Source organism: Rhizobium sullae (assembly GCF_025200715.1).
Taxonomy (GTDB): Bacteria; Pseudomonadota; Alphaproteobacteria; order Rhizobiales; family Rhizobiaceae; genus Rhizobium; species Rhizobium sullae.
Genome location: NZ_CP104143.1, coordinates 757,491 through 772,687 on the forward strand (window position 1 = coordinate 757,491; position 15,197 = coordinate 772,687).

Annotated in this window: 18 protein-coding genes; 16 read left to right on the forward strand and 2 right to left on the reverse strand. The window is 62.6% G+C overall.

Translation table 11 applies throughout. The annotated features are described in order from the left end of the window. The first annotated feature begins 38 nt into the window (after positions 1 to 38). Both N2599_RS03765 and N2599_RS03770 read left to right on the forward strand, forming a co-directional pair. The gene (locus tag N2599_RS03765) at positions 39 to 512 is read left to right on the forward strand and encodes a YcgN family cysteine cluster protein (RefSeq protein ID WP_027507515.1); all 474 of its coding nucleotides are present in this window, start codon (positions 39 to 41) and stop codon (positions 510 to 512) included. A 42-nt stretch (positions 513 to 554) separates the two neighbouring features. Next, the gene (locus N2599_RS03770) at positions 555 to 1,469 is read left to right on the forward strand and encodes an SDR family oxidoreductase (protein ID WP_027507514.1); all 915 of its coding nucleotides are present in this window, start codon (positions 555 to 557) and stop codon (positions 1,467 to 1,469) included. A 256-nt stretch (positions 1,470 to 1,725) separates the two neighbouring features. Here N2599_RS03770 and N2599_RS03775 read toward each other — a convergent pair whose 3' ends face one another. Next, a complete protein-coding gene (locus N2599_RS03775) occupies positions 1,726 to 1,857 on the reverse strand; it encodes a hypothetical protein (protein ID WP_260307838.1) in 132 nt (43 codons plus the stop codon). 129 nt (positions 1,858 to 1,986) lie between these two features. Here N2599_RS03775 and N2599_RS03780 point away from each other — a divergent pair, with 129 nt between their 5' ends. From N2599_RS03780 to N2599_RS03795, 4 genes are all read left to right on the forward strand, one after another. Continuing rightward, a complete protein-coding gene (locus N2599_RS03780; RefSeq protein WP_027507513.1) occupies positions 1,987 to 2,676 on the forward strand; it encodes a chitinase in 690 nt (229 codons plus the stop codon). A 16-nt stretch (positions 2,677 to 2,692) separates the two neighbouring features. Next, a complete protein-coding gene (locus N2599_RS03785) occupies positions 2,693 to 3,001 on the forward strand; it encodes a Dabb family protein (RefSeq protein WP_027507512.1) in 309 nt (102 codons plus the stop codon). A gap of 346 nt (positions 3,002 to 3,347) precedes the next feature. Then, complete coding sequence (locus N2599_RS03790) at positions 3,348 to 3,566, forward strand: hypothetical protein (protein ID WP_027507511.1); 219 nt, start codon at positions 3,348 to 3,350, stop codon at positions 3,564 to 3,566. A gap of 2 nt (positions 3,567 to 3,568) precedes the next feature. Further along, on the forward strand, positions 3,569 to 3,763 hold the full coding sequence (locus N2599_RS03795) for a hypothetical protein (RefSeq protein WP_027507510.1): 195 nt from the start codon (positions 3,569 to 3,571) through the stop codon (positions 3,761 to 3,763). Between the two features lie 66 nt (positions 3,764 to 3,829). On the opposite strand, the gene N2599_RS03800 is transcribed toward N2599_RS03795, so the two are convergent. Then, on the reverse strand, positions 3,830 to 4,807 hold the full coding sequence (locus tag N2599_RS03800; protein WP_027507509.1) for a nucleoside recognition domain-containing protein: 978 nt from the start codon (positions 4,805 to 4,807) through the stop codon (positions 3,830 to 3,832). Between the two features lie 120 nt (positions 4,808 to 4,927). Between N2599_RS03800 and N2599_RS03805 the strand changes: the two genes are divergently transcribed. The 10 genes from N2599_RS03805 (at position 4,928) to N2599_RS03850 (ending at position 15,195) form a co-directional block, all read left to right on the forward strand. Continuing rightward, positions 4,928 to 5,380 carry an Lrp/AsnC family transcriptional regulator gene (locus N2599_RS03805; protein ID WP_027507508.1) on the forward strand — a complete coding sequence of 151 codons (453 nt, stop codon included), beginning with the start codon at positions 4,928 to 4,930 and terminating at the stop codon, positions 5,378 to 5,380. Between the two features lie 270 nt (positions 5,381 to 5,650). Continuing rightward, on the forward strand, positions 5,651 to 5,899 hold the full coding sequence (locus N2599_RS03810) for a hypothetical protein (RefSeq protein ID WP_027507507.1): 249 nt from the start codon (positions 5,651 to 5,653) through the stop codon (positions 5,897 to 5,899). A gap of 52 nt (positions 5,900 to 5,951) precedes the next feature. Continuing rightward, the gene (locus N2599_RS03815; protein WP_027507506.1) at positions 5,952 to 6,623 is read left to right on the forward strand and encodes a response regulator transcription factor; all 672 of its coding nucleotides are present in this window, start codon (positions 5,952 to 5,954) and stop codon (positions 6,621 to 6,623) included. Next, entirely contained in the window at positions 6,613 to 8,013 is a 1,401-nt protein-coding gene (locus N2599_RS03820; RefSeq protein WP_027507505.1) for an ATP-binding protein, read from the forward strand. The genes N2599_RS03815 and N2599_RS03820 overlap by 11 nt, the downstream gene beginning before the upstream one ends. Before the next feature lie 119 nt (positions 8,014 to 8,132). Further along, positions 8,133 to 8,552 (forward strand): RT0821/Lpp0805 family surface protein, encoded by a 420-nt coding sequence (locus N2599_RS03825; protein ID WP_027507504.1) that lies wholly within the window; start codon positions 8,133 to 8,135, stop codon positions 8,550 to 8,552. 114 nt (positions 8,553 to 8,666) lie between these two features. Beyond that, the gene (gene ccmI / locus N2599_RS03830) at positions 8,667 to 9,800 is read left to right on the forward strand and encodes a c-type cytochrome biogenesis protein CcmI (protein ID WP_027507503.1); all 1,134 of its coding nucleotides are present in this window, start codon (positions 8,667 to 8,669) and stop codon (positions 9,798 to 9,800) included. Then, positions 9,797 to 10,264, forward strand: coding sequence for a cytochrome c maturation protein CcmE (gene ccmE / locus N2599_RS03835; protein ID WP_027507502.1), 468 nt, complete (start codon positions 9,797 to 9,799; stop codon positions 10,262 to 10,264). The genes ccmI and ccmE overlap by 4 nt, the downstream gene beginning before the upstream one ends. Next, a complete protein-coding gene (locus tag N2599_RS03840) occupies positions 10,261 to 12,249 on the forward strand; it encodes a heme lyase CcmF/NrfE family subunit (protein ID WP_027507501.1) in 1,989 nt (662 codons plus the stop codon). The genes ccmE and N2599_RS03840 overlap by 4 nt, the downstream gene beginning before the upstream one ends. Before the next feature lie 143 nt (positions 12,250 to 12,392). Beyond that, positions 12,393 to 12,890 carry a cytochrome c-type biogenesis protein gene (locus tag N2599_RS03845; protein ID WP_051336414.1) on the forward strand — a complete coding sequence of 166 codons (498 nt, stop codon included), beginning with the start codon at positions 12,393 to 12,395 and terminating at the stop codon, positions 12,888 to 12,890. A gap of 88 nt (positions 12,891 to 12,978) precedes the next feature. Beyond that, the gene (locus N2599_RS03850) at positions 12,979 to 15,195 is read left to right on the forward strand and encodes an adenylate/guanylate cyclase domain-containing protein (RefSeq protein WP_027507499.1); all 2,217 of its coding nucleotides are present in this window, start codon (positions 12,979 to 12,981) and stop codon (positions 15,193 to 15,195) included. Positions 15,196 to 15,197: the final 2 nt, after the last annotated feature.

A 15,197-nucleotide genomic window follows, 5' to 3' on the forward strand; every position in this document is an offset into this window, starting at 1 on the left:
CACGCGAATTTGCGGGCGCTGTTGCAAGAAAACGGATGATGAACGAAGTACCCTTCTGGAAGCGAAAAACGCTGAATGAAATGAACAGCGAGGAATGGGAAAGCCTCTGCGACGGCTGCGGGCTCTGTTGCCTCAACAAGCTGGAGGAGTGGGACTCGGGTGACGTCTATTTCACCTCGGTCGCTTGCAAGCTCCTCGACGGCGAAAGCTGCCGCTGTTCGAACTACGAGAAGCGGCGGGATTTCGTGCCGGACTGCGTGCAGTTGACGAAACAGAACGTGCAGGAAATCGCCTGGCTGCCGCCGACCTGCGGCTACCGGCTGGTGAACGAGGGCCACGACCTCTATTGGTGGCATCCGCTGGTCTCTGGCGATCCGGAAACCGTGCACCAGGCAGGCATCTCCGCCCGAGGGCGGACGATCAGCGAGACGGAGATCGATCCGGACGACCTGGAGGACTATGTCGTCGACTGGCCGCTGACGGTGGGCGGCGGCGAGCGGGCGAAGGGGTAGTCCAGGCGTCGCGGAAGCTTTTCTAGCGTAGAGGACGGGACAGTGGCAGCAGACTTCAAGGGAAAGGTGGCACTCGTTGCCGGCGGCACGCGCGGCGCCGGACGCGGGATTGCCGTGGAGATTGGCGCGGCGGGCGCGACCGTCTATGTGACCGGCCGCACGACCCGGGAGCGGCAATCGGAGTACGGCAGGCCCGAGACGATCGAGGAAACGGCGGAAATGGTAACGGCCGCCGGCGGCAGGGGCATTGCCGTGCGCGTCGATCATCTGGAGGCCGCCGAGGTCGAGGCGCTCGTAGCGCGCATCCGTCGCGAGGAAGGACGGCTCGACATTCTCGTCAACGACATCTGGGGCGGAGAGAAGCTGACGGAATGGAACAAGTCGGCCTGGGAGCATTCGCTGGAGAAGGGGCTGCACATGCTGCGGCTGGCGATCGACACCCATCTCATCACCGCCCATTACGCGCTGCCGCTGATGATCGAGCGGCCGGGCGGCTTGCTGGTGGAGCTGACCGACGGAACCGCGGAATACAACGCCACGCATTACCGGCTGAACCCCTATTACGACCTGGTGAAGACCGGCGTGATCCGCATGGCCTGGGCGCATGCCAAGGACCTTGCGCCACATGGCGCGATGGCCGTTGCCTTGACGCCCGGCTGGATGCGCTCGGAAATGATGCTGGATGCCTATCAGGTGCGCGAGGAGAACTGGCGGGAGGCGGCGAAGGTGCAGCCGCATTTCGTCATCTCCGAAACCCCGCGCTTCACCGGCCGCGCCGTCGCAGCCCTTGCCGCCGACCCGGACCGCGCCCGCTGGAACGGCCAATCGCTGTCGAGCGGCGGGCTCGCGAAGATCTATGGTTTCAACGATCTGGATGGCTCGCGGCCGGACTGCTGGCGGTACATGGACGAGGTGATGGAGGCGGGGAAAGAGGCGGATGCTACCGGGTATCGGTGAGGGTGGGCTCAGCGGGCGAGGTGGTCGGGGGCTGGAGCGAGGAGCAGGCGCGGAGGCGGTGCCCGGTGAGAAGCTACGCAAGGTGGCGGAGACGGCTGACGATGGCGACGAGGCGGCGGCAAAGTTGCGTCTGGCCGAACGGCGCGGTGGACGCGCTCGTCTGGGCGCTGACGGCGCTGATCTTCGACGGCGGCGGCGAACCGAGGGTGCGGGGGATTTGAATGATCCGCCGTGTCGCCTTTTGTGTTTTACGGGTTTATCGCTGCTTGGGCGGCTGCGGCGCCGGGCGCGGCGTTTCGCGCTCCGGGCGGATCTGGCGCCACTCGTTTTCCATCTGGTCGACGAGGTGCTGGGGAATGGTGGGCTGGCTGTTGGCGGGCGTTTGCATTCGGTCTCCTGTCCTTCGGCGAGCTTCGACAGATAACGAATGACATAGGCCAAATGCGGTGTAAATCAGGGGCTTAAGTGCTTTAAACGATTGAAATTATTTTAATCGATTAGGACCAGGACGAATTTCATGGTTATCCACATCGACCGGACATTCTTCTTCGACACCGTGCGGCAAAGCCTGTTCAAAGGCACCCTTTCAGACGGCCAAGTCGAGGGCATGGCGGCGATTTTCGACTACTTCGAGGCGCGCATGCCGGAGGCGGACTGGCGCTGGCTCGCCTATATAATGGCGACGGCTTTCCACGAGACGGCCTTCACGATGCAGCCGGTGCGCGAGACGCTGGCCGACAGCGATGCAAGGGCGATCGAGATTCTCGACCGCGCCTATGCGGCGGGCAGGCTTTCCTGGGTGAAGACAGTCTACTGGAAACCGGACGAGGATGGAAAATGCTGGCTGGGGCGTGGCCTGGTGCAACTCACCCACAAGCGCAATTACGAGGCGATGAGCAGGGTGACCGGCATCGATCTCGTCGCCGAGCCGGACCGGTCGATGGAGATGCCGGCCGCCGTGACGATCCTGATCGAAGGAATGGTGGCGGGCAGTTTCACCGGGCACAGGCTGGCCGATCACCTGAACGCCGAAAAGGAAGACTGGATGAACGCGCGGCGCATCGTCAACGGCACGGACCGGGCGGAAAAGCTCGCCGGTTACGGCAAGGCCTTCCATGCGGCTTTGCGCCGCGAGGCCGCGCCGGGCGTCTGGCAGCGGTTGAAGGGGTGGATCGTGCGTGCTATCGCACGGCTTTGTCGAGACTGAGTCAAGGAGTGCCCCGGTGATCCGCCATATCGTTTTCTTCACCGCCAGCGCGGAAAACCTGGAAAAGGTGCGCGCCGGGCTTTCGGTGCTGACGGCGATACCGCATGCGCGGCTGCTGGAAATCGGTACCAATGTGAAAACCGACCAGTTCGGCACCGATGTCGACCTAGTGGTCTACGGCGAATTCGACGACGAAGCGGCACTTGCGGCTTACAAGGCGCATCCGGACTACCAGCGCTCGATCGACCTGGTGCGGCCGGTCCGGGGAATGCGGATTGCGGCGGATTATGATGTCGAAACAGCGGTGAGAAAGCCGTTCGGCTGATTTGCGATTGATGGTTCGAGACGGCACTGCGGGCCTCCTTACCATGAGGGCACTGTGATGGCCGATCGCTTGCCCCGCACCTTAACCCTTCCCCGTTAAAACGGGCGAGGGACGTGCCCCACGCTGGCTTGCTGGCCGTGTGAGAGTGGGCGCCATATATCCTCGTCTCCCCATCGGCGAGAAGGTGCCAGCAGGCTGGATGAGGGGGTTTCGCGGCACCGGCCGCCTTTCGCTCGTCGCTCAAGGCCACGCGTCGCTTTCGCTCTGCATCCCCCTCATCTGTCCTTCGGACATCTTCTCCCCGTAGGGAAAAGGGGGAAGAGTTTCAACCAACAGGAATCCCAACATGAATATCCAATCCTTCCTGCCGTGGGGCTTCGCGGCGGGTCGAAAGACTGTGGCCGAGAAGAAGGCGGCGTCCGGGTTCCTGTCGCTGACAGCACAGGGGCAGGCGAGGTGGACGGGGCGCTCTTCTGCGGCGCTGGCGCGCGAGGGGTTCATGAAGAACCCGGGGGCGCATCGCTGCGTGCGGCGGCGGCCTTTGACTTTCGACGGAAGGAGATAACGATGGATGATTTGAAGTATTGGTATCATTCGAAGACGATCTGGGGCGCACTGATTTCCGCCGCGGCGCATCTAGGCTGCATACGACGGGCTTCGACATTTCAGCCGATCGTGAATATCGCGGGAGCCATCGGCGGCCTGCTGGCGGTCCATGGCAGGCTGACGGCGACGTTGGCGATCCGGCAGGCCTTTCGCTGAGGGAATTTCAGGCGTTCGCTAGCAAGTGGCAGCTTTCCGGCCGAAGCGGTCTTTGCAGATGATAGCTTATCCTCCTTCTGGCTGCGCGTGCGGCGGTCGGAAAACTTGCGCGAAAAATGTCTCATCGGAAAGGCGGCGAAGTAGAGCGGCAATCACTGCGGTTGCCGCTATGGCGAAAGCGACACGACCTAAGAGAACGCCGTAGACATCCGCGCCGAGCGAGATCACGAGGATCGTGTCCTCGATCACGCTATGCGCGAAGCCCATGAACACGCACGAGAGAAAGACCTGGCGCGGCGATACTGCACCCGATCGCGCCTCGCGGATCAGAAGACCGGCACCGTAGGAAATACCCAGGAATAAGCCGACAGCGGTGAGATGCTCTGCTTCGCCACGGATGCCGGCAAGGCGCAACAAGGGCGATAGGGCTTTCATCATCAAGTCTAATAGCCCGATTATCCGTATGAGTTCGAGGCTCCACGACAGAAGGAGAAGGATTGCCAGCATCCACATCATGGTCTCGGCAAGAGCCCAGAAGTATGCAGCCCAACTGACCGCGGCACTCATGGGGATCCAGGTCGGGTTGACCGAAGCCTGCAGCCACCCCGTGGCCACGAGGACATGATGGAGGATGAAGGCGTAGAGCAGGCCGCCCAAGATGCGCAGCAGCGTCGTCACAATCATCCCCGGTCCAGCTTGCTGGATGATCTTCTGCTCGGTCGGCAGGCCATGCGCGAAGAGGATGAGCGCCGAGAACACGGTGACGTCCGCCACGCTCAGCGAGGATGCGGGAATCAGCGCGAAAATCAGCGGGATCGCGCCCCATATACCGACAAGCATTCCTGTCAGCCACGCCAGCCCGAGCTCCGGTGGCAGGCCAATCAGGTGCATGACGGGCGCAAATGCAGGCGCCACGGCCTTGATCAGGCCCATTCTCGCCAGCAGTTCCGTCAGAAGCGTGATGGGAACCATGACGCGGACAAGCACCCAGTAAATCTCGAGGGTTTCTCGGGTTGTGCGTAAGATGGGCATCAAGAACGGCATGCGAGACCTGCATAGCGGTTGCCTCAATCTGCTACTCCTGGCTGTTTCGAATTTGTGGTCAAAGATTGCAGATCGGTGCAATTTTATTGCAAAGATGTGACTGATGGATGAGATGAGAACATGGATCGGATCGACCGGAAGCTTTTGAACCTGATGCAGCGCGACGCATCGCGCACCAATGTCGACATGGCCGAGGAAGTAGGCCTGTCGCCCTCCAGTTGTCTGCGCCGTGTGCAGCGGCTGCGCAAATCAGGTTTCATTGACAGAACTGTAGCAATCCTCAATCCCACCAAGGCCGACCGCAGGATCAAGGCGCTGATTACCGTCGAGCTGAAGTTGCACGGTGAGCAGCACATGCGCCGCTTTCTGGAAATCGCGGCTTCAGAAGAGGCCGTTTCACAAGCCTATGCCGTGACGGGCGAAACCGACGTCGTTCTGATGGTGCGTCTGCGCGACATGGAAGAATTGGACGCACTCTGCGAGCGGCTTTTTCGCGATCAGACCAATGTAGCCCGCTTCTTCACCATGATGATCATTCGAACCGCCAAGGAAGAAACGGCGATTTGGCTATGATCGTATGCCGTTCCCAGCCGACCGCTTCAGGCGCGAAGCAGCCTTCAAAAATCCTTCGAAAGCCGGGGCAGCTTCTACCGAAGTCCGCGAATTCCGTGGCGGGTGCCCTTGGTTCCGGGCGTCCCCCTCTCGTCTTTCGGCTGCGAAACGCCTTGGGAAAATACAGTCCAGAATTGTTCTAAAGGCCCGGCTTTACAGTGCATTCATTTGCCATTCAGGTCACGTGAGTACATAGTCGGAGCAAGTTGGAATTACGTTGGAAGCATATACATGGCCTCTCTCTTGAGCGTCGTAGCTTTGGCCGCTGGGCTGGCGGCACCGGCGCCCTCGCCGGACGACTCGCGCCCTCTGATCGTGCGCGTCGCGGGCGATTGCAGCGCGGCGGCCGAGCAGGTCGTCGAGCAGACGGGCGGACAGCTTCTGTCCGTGCAGCCATCCGGTAACACCTGTATCATCACCGTTCTCGTCCAGGGCAACGGCCAGCGGCCGCGGAAGGTGACCGTCAGGGTTCCGATGTAGGCGGAATCGGCCTATGAAGCACCAGTGATATAGTCGAGGTGAAAGCGGACCGATGCGCATTCTGGTAGTCGAAGACGACGTCAATCTGAACCGGCAGCTCGCCGACACGCTGAAGGAGGCGGGCTATGTCGTCGACCAGGCCTTCGACGGCGAGGAAGGGCATTTCCTCGGTGACACCGAGCCTTACGACGCGATCATCCTCGACATCGGCCTGCCCGAGATGGACGGCGTCACCGTTATCGAAAAATGGCGCGGCGCGGGGCGCGGCATGCCGGTTCTAATCCTGACCGCCCGTGATCGCTGGAGCGACAAGGTCGCCGGCATCGATGCCGGGGCTGACGATTACGTGACAAAGCCTTTCCATGTCGAGGAAGTGCTGGCGCGCATTCGCGCCCTGATCCGGCGCGCGGCCGGGCATTCCTCCTCCGAGATCATCTGCGGCCCGGTGCGGCTCGACACCAAGACCTCCAAGGCGATGGTCAACGGCGTGACGCTGAAGCTCACTTCGCATGAATACCGGCTGCTCGCCTATCTGATGCACCACATGGGCGAGGTGGTTTCCCGCTCGGAACTGGTCGAGCACATGTACGACCAGGATTTCGATCGCGATTCCAACACGATTGAGGTTTTCGTCGGCCGCCTGCGCAAGAAGATGGGCGTGGACCTGATCGAAACGGTGCGCGGTCTCGGCTACCGCATCCAAGCGCCGACCAATGCGAATTAAGTCGCTCACCGCACGCGTTCTGCTTCTGACGACCGTCTGGTCGACCGTGGCGCTTGTAGTGATCGGCCTGTTGATTTCCACGCTTTACCGCCGCAGCGCCGAACGCGGTTTCCAGGATCTGCTGCGCGCCCAGCTCTACAACGTCATCAATTCCGTGACGATCGGCGACCAGGGCGCCTTGAGCGGCAGCCCGCAGCTTGGCGACCTGCGCTTCGCCCAGCCGAGGACCGGTTGGTATTGGGTGGTGGAGCCGCTTGGGACCTATACGGCAGCCCCGCTGGTTTCGCCGTCGCTGGGATCGGCGACGATCCCCGTTCCCTCCGTGCTGGAAGCGCCCTTCGACAAGAACTACGAGCGCTACTACCAGGTGACGGACGCGACGGGAAACCGCGTACAGGTGGCCGAAACCGAAGTCGTGCTCGACACCGACGGACGCGCGGCGCGCTTCAGGGTGAGCGGCAATGTCGAGGTCGTCGAGAGCGACGTCAGCAACTTCTCCCACAGTCTCTACCTGGCGCTTGCCGGCTTCGGGGTCGGCAGCCTGATCGTCAACGCGCTCGCCATTCTTTATGGCCTGAAGCCGCTCGACAAAGCGCGCGCGGCGCTGGAGCGCATCCGGGCGGGCGAGAGCGAGCAGCTGAAGGGCGATTTCCCGCGAGAAATCCTGCCGCTAGCAAACGAGGTGAATGCGCTGATCGACAGCAACCGGCGCATCGTCGAGCGCGCGCGGATGCAGGTCGGCAATCTGGCGCATTCGCTGAAGACGCCGATTGCGGTCCTGCTCAACGAGGCAAGGGTTCTGGAACGCCCGCACGGCGACCTGGTGCGCAGCCAGGCGGAAGCGATGCAGGGACAGGTGCAATCCTATCTCAACCGGGCACGCATTGCCGCCCAACGCGAATCCGTGCTGGCGAGAACCGACGCCGAACCGGCGCTGGAGCGGCTGGTGCGCGTGATGCGGCGGCTCAACGTCGACAAGGAATTCGAGCTCAGCATATCGCCACATCTCGCGGTCGCCATGGAGCAGCAGGATCTGGAAGAGACCGTCGGCAACCTTTTGGAGAATGCGTCGCGCTTTGCCGCGACGAAGGTGCGGTTGAGCGCTGCTGAAGTAACAGGAGATGTAAAGGGCGCCGAAGCGAGCGCGCGGCGGCACTGGGTGGAGCTTGTCGTCGAGGACGACGGGCCGGGCCTGGAGCCCGACCAGATCCGCGAGGCGCTCAAGCGCGGGCGGCGACTGGACGAAAGCAAGCCGGGAACGGGCCTCGGGCTTTCGATCGTCACTGAGATCTCCAACGAGTATCAGGGCCGGCTCGAGCTCTCCCGCGGCGAGTGGGGCGGCCTCAAGGCGCGGCTGATTTTGCCCGGCGTCACAAAGGATGTTGCATGAACAATTGCTTGATGCCACAAAGACATAGGCAATTGCATAGCATGCTTTGCCTTAATGCCGACAAGGGGCGATGCGCATCTGACGGCACCGATTCGACACCCCGATGCTGGTTTGACCGAATGACGTTACGACCAAATGCTCTGATCGTTTCCTCGCTTCTTGTTGCCGTTGCGCTGTCGTCGTGCACGACCGCGAAGGGTGGTGGCGGGCTGTTTTCCCGCAAACCTTCGGCATCGGCGGCGTTCATTACGGCACTGCAGGGCGGGATTGCCGGCCGCAGCGGCGTGCAGCTGAGCGACAGCGACAAACAACGGGCTCTCGAAGCCGAATATCGGGCGCTCGAAGGCGCGGCCGTTGGCCAGCCGGTCGTCTGGAGCGGACGCAATGTAAGCGGCAAGGTTGTGGCGGCCGCACCTTATCAGGTTGGTTCGCAGAACTGCCGTCAATACACGCATACGCTGACTGCGGACAGCAAGGATACCATCGCGCGCGGCGCGGCCTGCCGCAACAGCGACGGAAGCTGGTCGCCGCTCGGCTGAATTTGGCCGGTTCTGCACATAACTTCCTTCTAAAATGCGGCCAAACGCCTCAAATCTTCGTCATTCTGGCTTTGCCAGTTGGAATGGCCCCGCGCTTCAAGTATTTGGGCCGGTATGATGTTCTGGATTTTGGTGGCCGTGATGACGGCGGCTGTTGCCGCCCTCCTGCTTTATCCGCTTTTGCGCGGCGCGACGGCGGCCGAGGACGACCGTGCCGGCGAGGCGGCGGTCTACCGCGATCAGCTGCGCGAACTCGACCGCGATCTGGCCGGCGGGTTGATTTCGGCCGACGAGGCGGATTATGCGCGGGCGGAAATCGGCCGCAGGCTGATTGCCGTCTCGGCTGCCGAGCCGAAGGCGGTAACCAAACTTGCACGGCACCACCGCCTCAGCGAGGCCTTCGTTCTCCTGCTGCTTCCGGTTCTCGGGCTCTGTCTTTACATCGCGATGGGCAGGCCGGAACTGCCGTCGCAGCCGTTGGCGGCGCGGTTGGAAAACCCCGGCAACGATATGGCGGTGCTGATCGTTAAGGCGGAGCGGCATCTGGCGGCGAATCCGGAGGACGGCAAGGGCTGGGATGTGTTGGCGCCTATCTATTACAATGCGTTGCGGATCGCCGATGCGGAGAAGGCGTACCGCAATGCGATCCGGCTGCTTGGGCCGAGCCCGATCCGTCTCGACGGGCTTGCCGAAACGCTGATGGCGAGCGCGAACGGTGTCGTGACCGAGGAAACCCGCAAGGTGCTCGAGCAGTCGCTGACGCTGGAGCCTCAAAACCCGCGTGCGAAATTCTACGTCGCGCTGAGTATGGAGCAGGCGGGGCAGGCGGCCGAGGCCAAGGCAGCCTTCGAGGCGCTAGCAAAGGAATCGCCGGCCGATGCGCCGTGGCTGCCGCTCGTCAACGAGCACATCGCCAAGAACGGTGGTGCTCCGGCGGCGGACGGCACGGCGCTTGGCAATCCCACGGAGGAGGACCTCGCGGCAGCCCAGGATATGAGCACCGGCGACCAACAGCAGATGATCCGCGGCATGGTGGAAAGCCTAGATCACAAGCTGGCGGCAGATCCCAATAATTTCGAGGGCTGGATGCGGCTCGTTCGCTCCTATGCCGTACTGAACGATAAGGATCGCGCAGCGAGCGCGTTGAAGCGCGGGCTGGCAGTGTTTCCGGCGGATGGCGAAGAGGGCAGGCAGCTGATTGCGCTGGGGCGTGAGCTCGGCGTTGCGGCGGAGGGGGAGACGGAATGACGCGCAAGCAGAAGCGTCTGGCGGTGATCGGCGGCGGCATGGGCTTCATCCTCGCCGCGGTGCTGCTCGTCATGTTCGCCTTCAGCCAGTCGGTCGCCTATTTCTACATGCCGGCCGATCTTGCCAAGACGCCGGTGGCGCCGGAAACGCGCATCCGCCTCGGCGGGCTGGTCGGCGAGGGCAGTGTGGTGCGCGGCGCCGGCTCGACGGTGGAATTTGCCCTCACCGACGGCAGCGGCGATGCCGTGAAGGTCAAATATACCGGCATCCTGCCCGACCTGTTCCGCGAAGGGCAGGGGGTGGTGACCGAAGGCAAGTTTGCGGCCGACAGCCGGGAGTTCATCGCCGACACGGTGCTGGCCAAGCACGACGAGAAATACATGCCCAAGGACGTTGCCGACCGGCTGAAGGCGCAGGGTCTCTGGCAGGAAAGCAAGGGGCAGGAAGGCGAGGGTACGCAATGATCATCGAGATCGGCCATTACGCGCTCGTTCTGGCGCTGGCCACGGCGATCGTTCTTTCGATCGTGCCGGTTATCGGCGCACGCAGGCTCGATCAGGCGATGATGGATGTGGCGCCACTCGGTTCCGTCGTGCTCTTTGCGCTGGTGGCTTTCTCCTTCGGCATTTTGACCTATGCGCATGTCGTCTCCGACTTTACCGTCAAGAACGTCTGGGAGAACTCGCATTCGCTGGTGCCGCTGGTCTACAAATATTCCGGCGTCTGGGGCAATCACGAAGGCTCGATGATGCTGTGGCTGCTGATCCTTGCGCTGTTCAGCGCGCTGGTGGCGCTCTTCGGCCGCAATCTACCGGACAGGCTGAAGGCGAACGTGCTGTCGGTGCAGGCCTGGATTTCGGCGGCCTTCATCCTCTTCATCCTCTTGACCTCGAACCCGTTTACCCGCCTCGACCCGGCACCGGCCGAGGGCCGCGACCTCAATCCGGTGCTGCAGGATATCGGGCTGGCGATCCATCCGCCGCTGCTCTATCTCGGCTATGTCGGCTTTTCGGTGTGCTTCTCCTTTGCCGTCGCAGCATTGATGGAAGGCCGGATCGATGCCGCCTGGGCGCGCTGGGTGCGGCCCTGGACTCTGGCCGCCTGGACCTTCCTGACGCTCGGCATCGCCATGGGCTCCTACTGGGCTTATTACGAACTCGGCTGGGGCGGCTGGTGGTTCTGGGACCCGGTCGAGAACGCCTCCTTCATGCCATGGCTTGCCGGAACCGCACTGCTGCATTCGGCGCTGGTGATGGAAAAGCGCGAGGCGCTGAAGATCTGGACCGTGCTCCTGGCGATCCTCACCTTCTCGTTGTCGCTGATGGGCACCTTCCTGGTGCGCTCCGGGGTGCTGACCTCGGTTCATGCCTTCGCGAGCGACCCGAGCCGCGGTGTCTTCATTCTCTGCATTCTGATGATTTTCATCGGCGGCGCGCTGTCGCTGTTTGCGTTCCGTGCACCGCGTCTGAACGTGGGCGGTCTCTTCGCGCCGATTTCGCGCGAAGGCGCGCTGGTGCTCAACAACCTGATCCTCACGGTTGCATGCGGCACCGTCCTGACCGGAACGCTCTATCCCCTGCTGCTGGAGACGCTCACCGGCGACAAGATCTCCGTCGGCGCGCCGTTCTTCAATATGACCTTCGGGCTTTTGATGGCTCCGTTGCTGCTTATCGTGCCCTTCGGACCGCTGCTTTCCTGGAAGCGCGGCGATCTTCTGGGCGCGCTGCAGCGGCTCTATGTGGTTGCCGGCCTCGCTTTCGTCGCGGCGCTCGTCTTTTTCTATGCCGAGCATGGGGGGCCGGTGCTGTCGGTGCTGGGGCTGGCGGCCGGGCTGTTCCTCGTCTTCGGCGCCGTTGCCGATCTCTGGTATCGCGCCGGCATCGGCAAGGTTAAGGCGCATGTCGTCTGGAAGAGACTCACTGGTCTGCCGCGCTCGGCCTTCGGCACGGCGCTGGCGCATGCCGGGCTTGGCGTGACCGTGCTCGGCATCGTCGCGGTGTCGACCTTTGCGACCGAACATGTGCTCGAGATGAAACCCGGCGCGATTGCCGAGGCCGGCGGCTACACATTGCATTTCGACGGTATGCAGCCAGCGACCGGACCGAACTTCAGCGAGGAGCGCGGGCACTTCAGCGTGCGGCGCGGCGGAGTAGAGGTCGCCGACACCTGGTCGTCGAAGCGGGTCTATGCTGCCCGGCAGATGCCGACGACGGAAGCCGGCATCCTGACCTTCGGAGCAAGCCAACTCTACGTGTCGCTCGGCGATCCGACCGATGACGGCGGCATCGTCGTTCGCATCTGGTGGAAGCCGTTCATTCTTTGCATCTGGGGTGGGGCGCTGATGATGGCGGCGGGCGGCTTCGTGTCGCTCTCCGACAGGCGGCTGCGCGTCGGCGCGCCGCGCCGCAAGGCGAAACCGGCAAGACCGGCCATGGAGGCGGCGGAGTGATAGGTTCATTGTCTCCCTCATTCCTGTGCTTGTCACAGCAATCCAGCGCACCCAAGTCTTTGAGCGCAGATGACTCATCTGCGGACAGAGAACCATTCACGGGGCGGACACGCTGTGGCTGGATTCCTGTGACAAGCACAGGAATGAGGGGAGGAGACGTTCGGCGCATCCCTAGAACGTCGCACTTTTTCTCTCGCATTCTCGTAGCCCTCTTTATACTCTTCGCCTCTTTTCCCGCCCTCGCCGTGAACCCCGACGAGGTGCTTGCCGATCCGGCGCTCGAAGCCCGCGCCCGCTCACTGTCGGCCGAACTGCGCTGCATGGTGTGCCAGAACCAGTCGATCGACGATTCCAATGCCGACCTTGCCAAGGACCTCAGGCTCCTGGTGCGCGAGCGCATCTCCGATGGCGACACCGACGAGGAGGTTCTGAACTACATCGTCTCGCGTTACGGCGAATTCGTGCTGCTGAAGCCAAGGCTCAGTCTTCGGACCATCCTGCTGTGGGGTGCCCCGGTGCTCTTGGTGGCCGCAGGCGGCGTCGCGCTCACGGTCTTTGCGCGGCGGCGGGCCGGCAAGCCGACCGGCAGCCGCCTGACAGCGGAGGAGCAGGCAAAGCTCGACGAACTGCTCGGCAAGTGAGCCGGCCGCGTCCCCTGACAGCATAATGGCTTCGCCAATCAACCTGCGATAAGATGCCCGAGCGGGCCATCGCAGATGCGGGGATGACATGGAGCGCCGTCTTGCAGCAATTCTGATCGCTGACGTCGCCGGTTACAGCCGTTTGAGCCAGATCGACGAAGAGGGCACGCGTCGCCACTTCCAGGCGGATATGGACGACATTATCCGGCCCAAGATTACCGAACATCATGGCCGGCTGGTCAAGACCATGGGTGATGGCCTGCTGGTCGAATTTCACAGCGTTGTCGATGCTTTGCATTGCGCAATTGACGTACAGCGCGAGAAGGCGGCGCGAAAGAAATCCGGCGATGGAGCGATGCGCCTCGATTTCCGCATCGGTGTGAATCTTGGCGATATCATCGTCGAAGGCGATGACATTCAGGGTGACGGCGTCAATATCGCTGACCGCATACAAGCGCTGGCCGAGCCGGGCGGGATCGCGATCTCCGGCACGACCTACGATCAGGTGAAAACCAAACTCGACGTCGGCTATACGTCACTCGGCATGCAGAAGGTGCGCAGCATCGTAGAGCCGATCCGCGTCTACCAGGTCGTGCTCGACCCGGTCTCGGCGAGAGCAGCGCCGAAGCGCTTCAAGCGCCTGTTGCGGAAACCTGCCGGCCTTACGGCTGCCATTGCCTTCCTGTTGCTGGCCGCTGCCGTAGCCTACTGGTTACAGCCGTGGGAGCTTGGCCAGACGCCAACGCTGGTCGAGCGCTTCGCCTATCCTTTGCCGGACAAGCCTTCGGTGGCGGTGCTGCCCTTCATCAATGTCAGTGGCGATACGGAGCAGGATCACCTGGCCCAGGGGCTGACCGACGACCTAATTACCGAGCTATCCAAGGTTTCAGGGCTTTTCGTCATCGCCAGACATTCGGTATTTGCCATCCAGAACAGTGCGGGCAAGATTCAGGAGGTGGCGGCGGAACTCGGCGTGCACTACGTGCTCGAAGGCACGTTGCAGCGCGCGGGGCCACGGCTGCGGATCAACGTCAAGCTGATCGACGCGCTGAGCGGGCTTTCGGTCTGGGCTGAGCGCTACGACCGGCAGTATGTCGATCTGTTCGCCATTCAGGATGACGTCACCGGTAAGATCATCTCTGCGCTTTCGGTTCAGCTCAGCGAAGGCGAGCGCACGCAGCTGGAGCGGATACCGAGCGACAACCTGGAAGCCTACGATTACTACATGCGGGCGGAGCACGAGGGCATTGCCTACAGCGACGTGGATACCTATCGCCGGACGCTATCCTACTATCAGAAGGCCATCGACCTCGATCCGAACTTTGCCGATGCGCATGCTGGCATCGCGCGCGTTGCCGTCGACGTCTGGCGCAACGACTATAACTTCCTCTGGTCGGCGGCGGTGGCACGCAAGATCGCCTATGACGCCGCCGGACAGGCGCTCAAGCTCGACCCCGACAATGCGCGTGCCCACACCGTTCTCGCCCTGTTGCAGCTGGTGGACGGGCGCGCCGCCGAGGCGCGGGATTCGGCAAACCGCGCGGTCGAGGCGCAGCCGAACAGCGCGGAGGCCTTCGGCAACCTGGCTTTGATCCTTGCCCATACGGGAAGCCACGACGAGGCGGTCACCGAGATGGAAAAGGCCCTGCGGCTCGATCCCGAGCCGCAGCCGAGCGTCCGGCTGCTGGCGGGGATCGTCTTTTACACGGCGCGGGACAACAGGCGCGCAATCCCGCTCATCGAGGCGGCACGGGATGCGCTGCCGAATGCGGAGCCTGCGCGCGAGTACCTGACGGCTGCCTATGCCTATGAAGGGGACCGGGTTCGCGCCGAGCAGGAGAAGGGCAAGCTTTTGGAGCTGTTTCCGGACGCCAACCTTACCTACTACAGCTATCTCTACGACTACTGGCGCGAAGACGACCTGGAGCACCATCTGAGCGGATTGCGCGCGGCCGGGATTCCGGAGTGGCCCTTCGGGTTCGTGGGCTCGGAGGTCGATCGACTGGACGTGGACGCCCTACGCGACCTGATCAGCGACAAGACGTGGAGCGGAAAACACAAGAACGGAACTGTGTTCGTCCAGTATTTCGACAAGGCGGGCAATACCGCCTACCGCAGCGCCAACACCAATATTACCGGCACGGTCGAGGTGCAGGGAAACAGGCTCTGCGAGCGGTTCGGCGGCTATTTCCTCGACCGCATGGTGTGCGGGCAGGTCTACAGAAACAAGGACGCCGGACAAGCCGGCGCCCAGTATGTTCACGTGACCCCGCAGGCGCTGAAGTTCTTCTCGTTGGCGCCTTGAAT

Excerpts from the sequence above, each read along its gene's own strand:
- N2599_RS03765 (WP_027507515.1), top strand. The coding sequence starts at position 39 with ATGAACGAAGTACCCTTCTGGAAGCGAAAAACGCTGAATGAAATGAAC.
- N2599_RS03775 (WP_260307838.1), bottom strand. The coding sequence starts at position 1,857 with ATGCAAACGCCCGCCAACAGCCAGCCCACCATTCCCCAGCACCTCGTC.
- N2599_RS03780 (WP_027507513.1), top strand. The coding sequence starts at position 1,987 with ATGGTTATCCACATCGACCGGACATTCTTCTTCGACACCGTGCGGCAA.
- N2599_RS03790 (WP_027507511.1), top strand. The coding sequence starts at position 3,348 with ATGAATATCCAATCCTTCCTGCCGTGGGGCTTCGCGGCGGGTCGAAAG.
- N2599_RS03795 (WP_027507510.1), top strand. The coding sequence starts at position 3,569 with ATGGATGATTTGAAGTATTGGTATCATTCGAAGACGATCTGGGGCGCA.
- N2599_RS03800 (WP_027507509.1), bottom strand. The coding sequence starts at position 4,807 with ATGCCGTTCTTGATGCCCATCTTACGCACAACCCGAGAAACCCTCGAG.
- N2599_RS03805 (WP_027507508.1), top strand. The coding sequence starts at position 4,928 with ATGGATCGGATCGACCGGAAGCTTTTGAACCTGATGCAGCGCGACGCA.
- N2599_RS03810 (WP_027507507.1), top strand. The coding sequence starts at position 5,651 with ATGGCCTCTCTCTTGAGCGTCGTAGCTTTGGCCGCTGGGCTGGCGGCA.
- N2599_RS03815 (WP_027507506.1), top strand. The coding sequence starts at position 5,952 with ATGCGCATTCTGGTAGTCGAAGACGACGTCAATCTGAACCGGCAGCTC.
- N2599_RS03820 (WP_027507505.1), top strand. The coding sequence starts at position 6,613 with ATGCGAATTAAGTCGCTCACCGCACGCGTTCTGCTTCTGACGACCGTC.
- N2599_RS03825 (WP_027507504.1), top strand. The coding sequence starts at position 8,133 with ATGACGTTACGACCAAATGCTCTGATCGTTTCCTCGCTTCTTGTTGCC.
- ccmI (WP_027507503.1), top strand. The coding sequence starts at position 8,667 with ATGATGTTCTGGATTTTGGTGGCCGTGATGACGGCGGCTGTTGCCGCC.
- ccmE (WP_027507502.1), top strand. The coding sequence starts at position 9,797 with ATGACGCGCAAGCAGAAGCGTCTGGCGGTGATCGGCGGCGGCATGGGC.
- N2599_RS03840 (WP_027507501.1), top strand. The coding sequence starts at position 10,261 with ATGATCATCGAGATCGGCCATTACGCGCTCGTTCTGGCGCTGGCCACG.
- N2599_RS03845 (WP_051336414.1), top strand. The coding sequence starts at position 12,393 with ATGAGGGGAGGAGACGTTCGGCGCATCCCTAGAACGTCGCACTTTTTC.
- N2599_RS03850 (WP_027507499.1), top strand. The coding sequence starts at position 12,979 with ATGGAGCGCCGTCTTGCAGCAATTCTGATCGCTGACGTCGCCGGTTAC.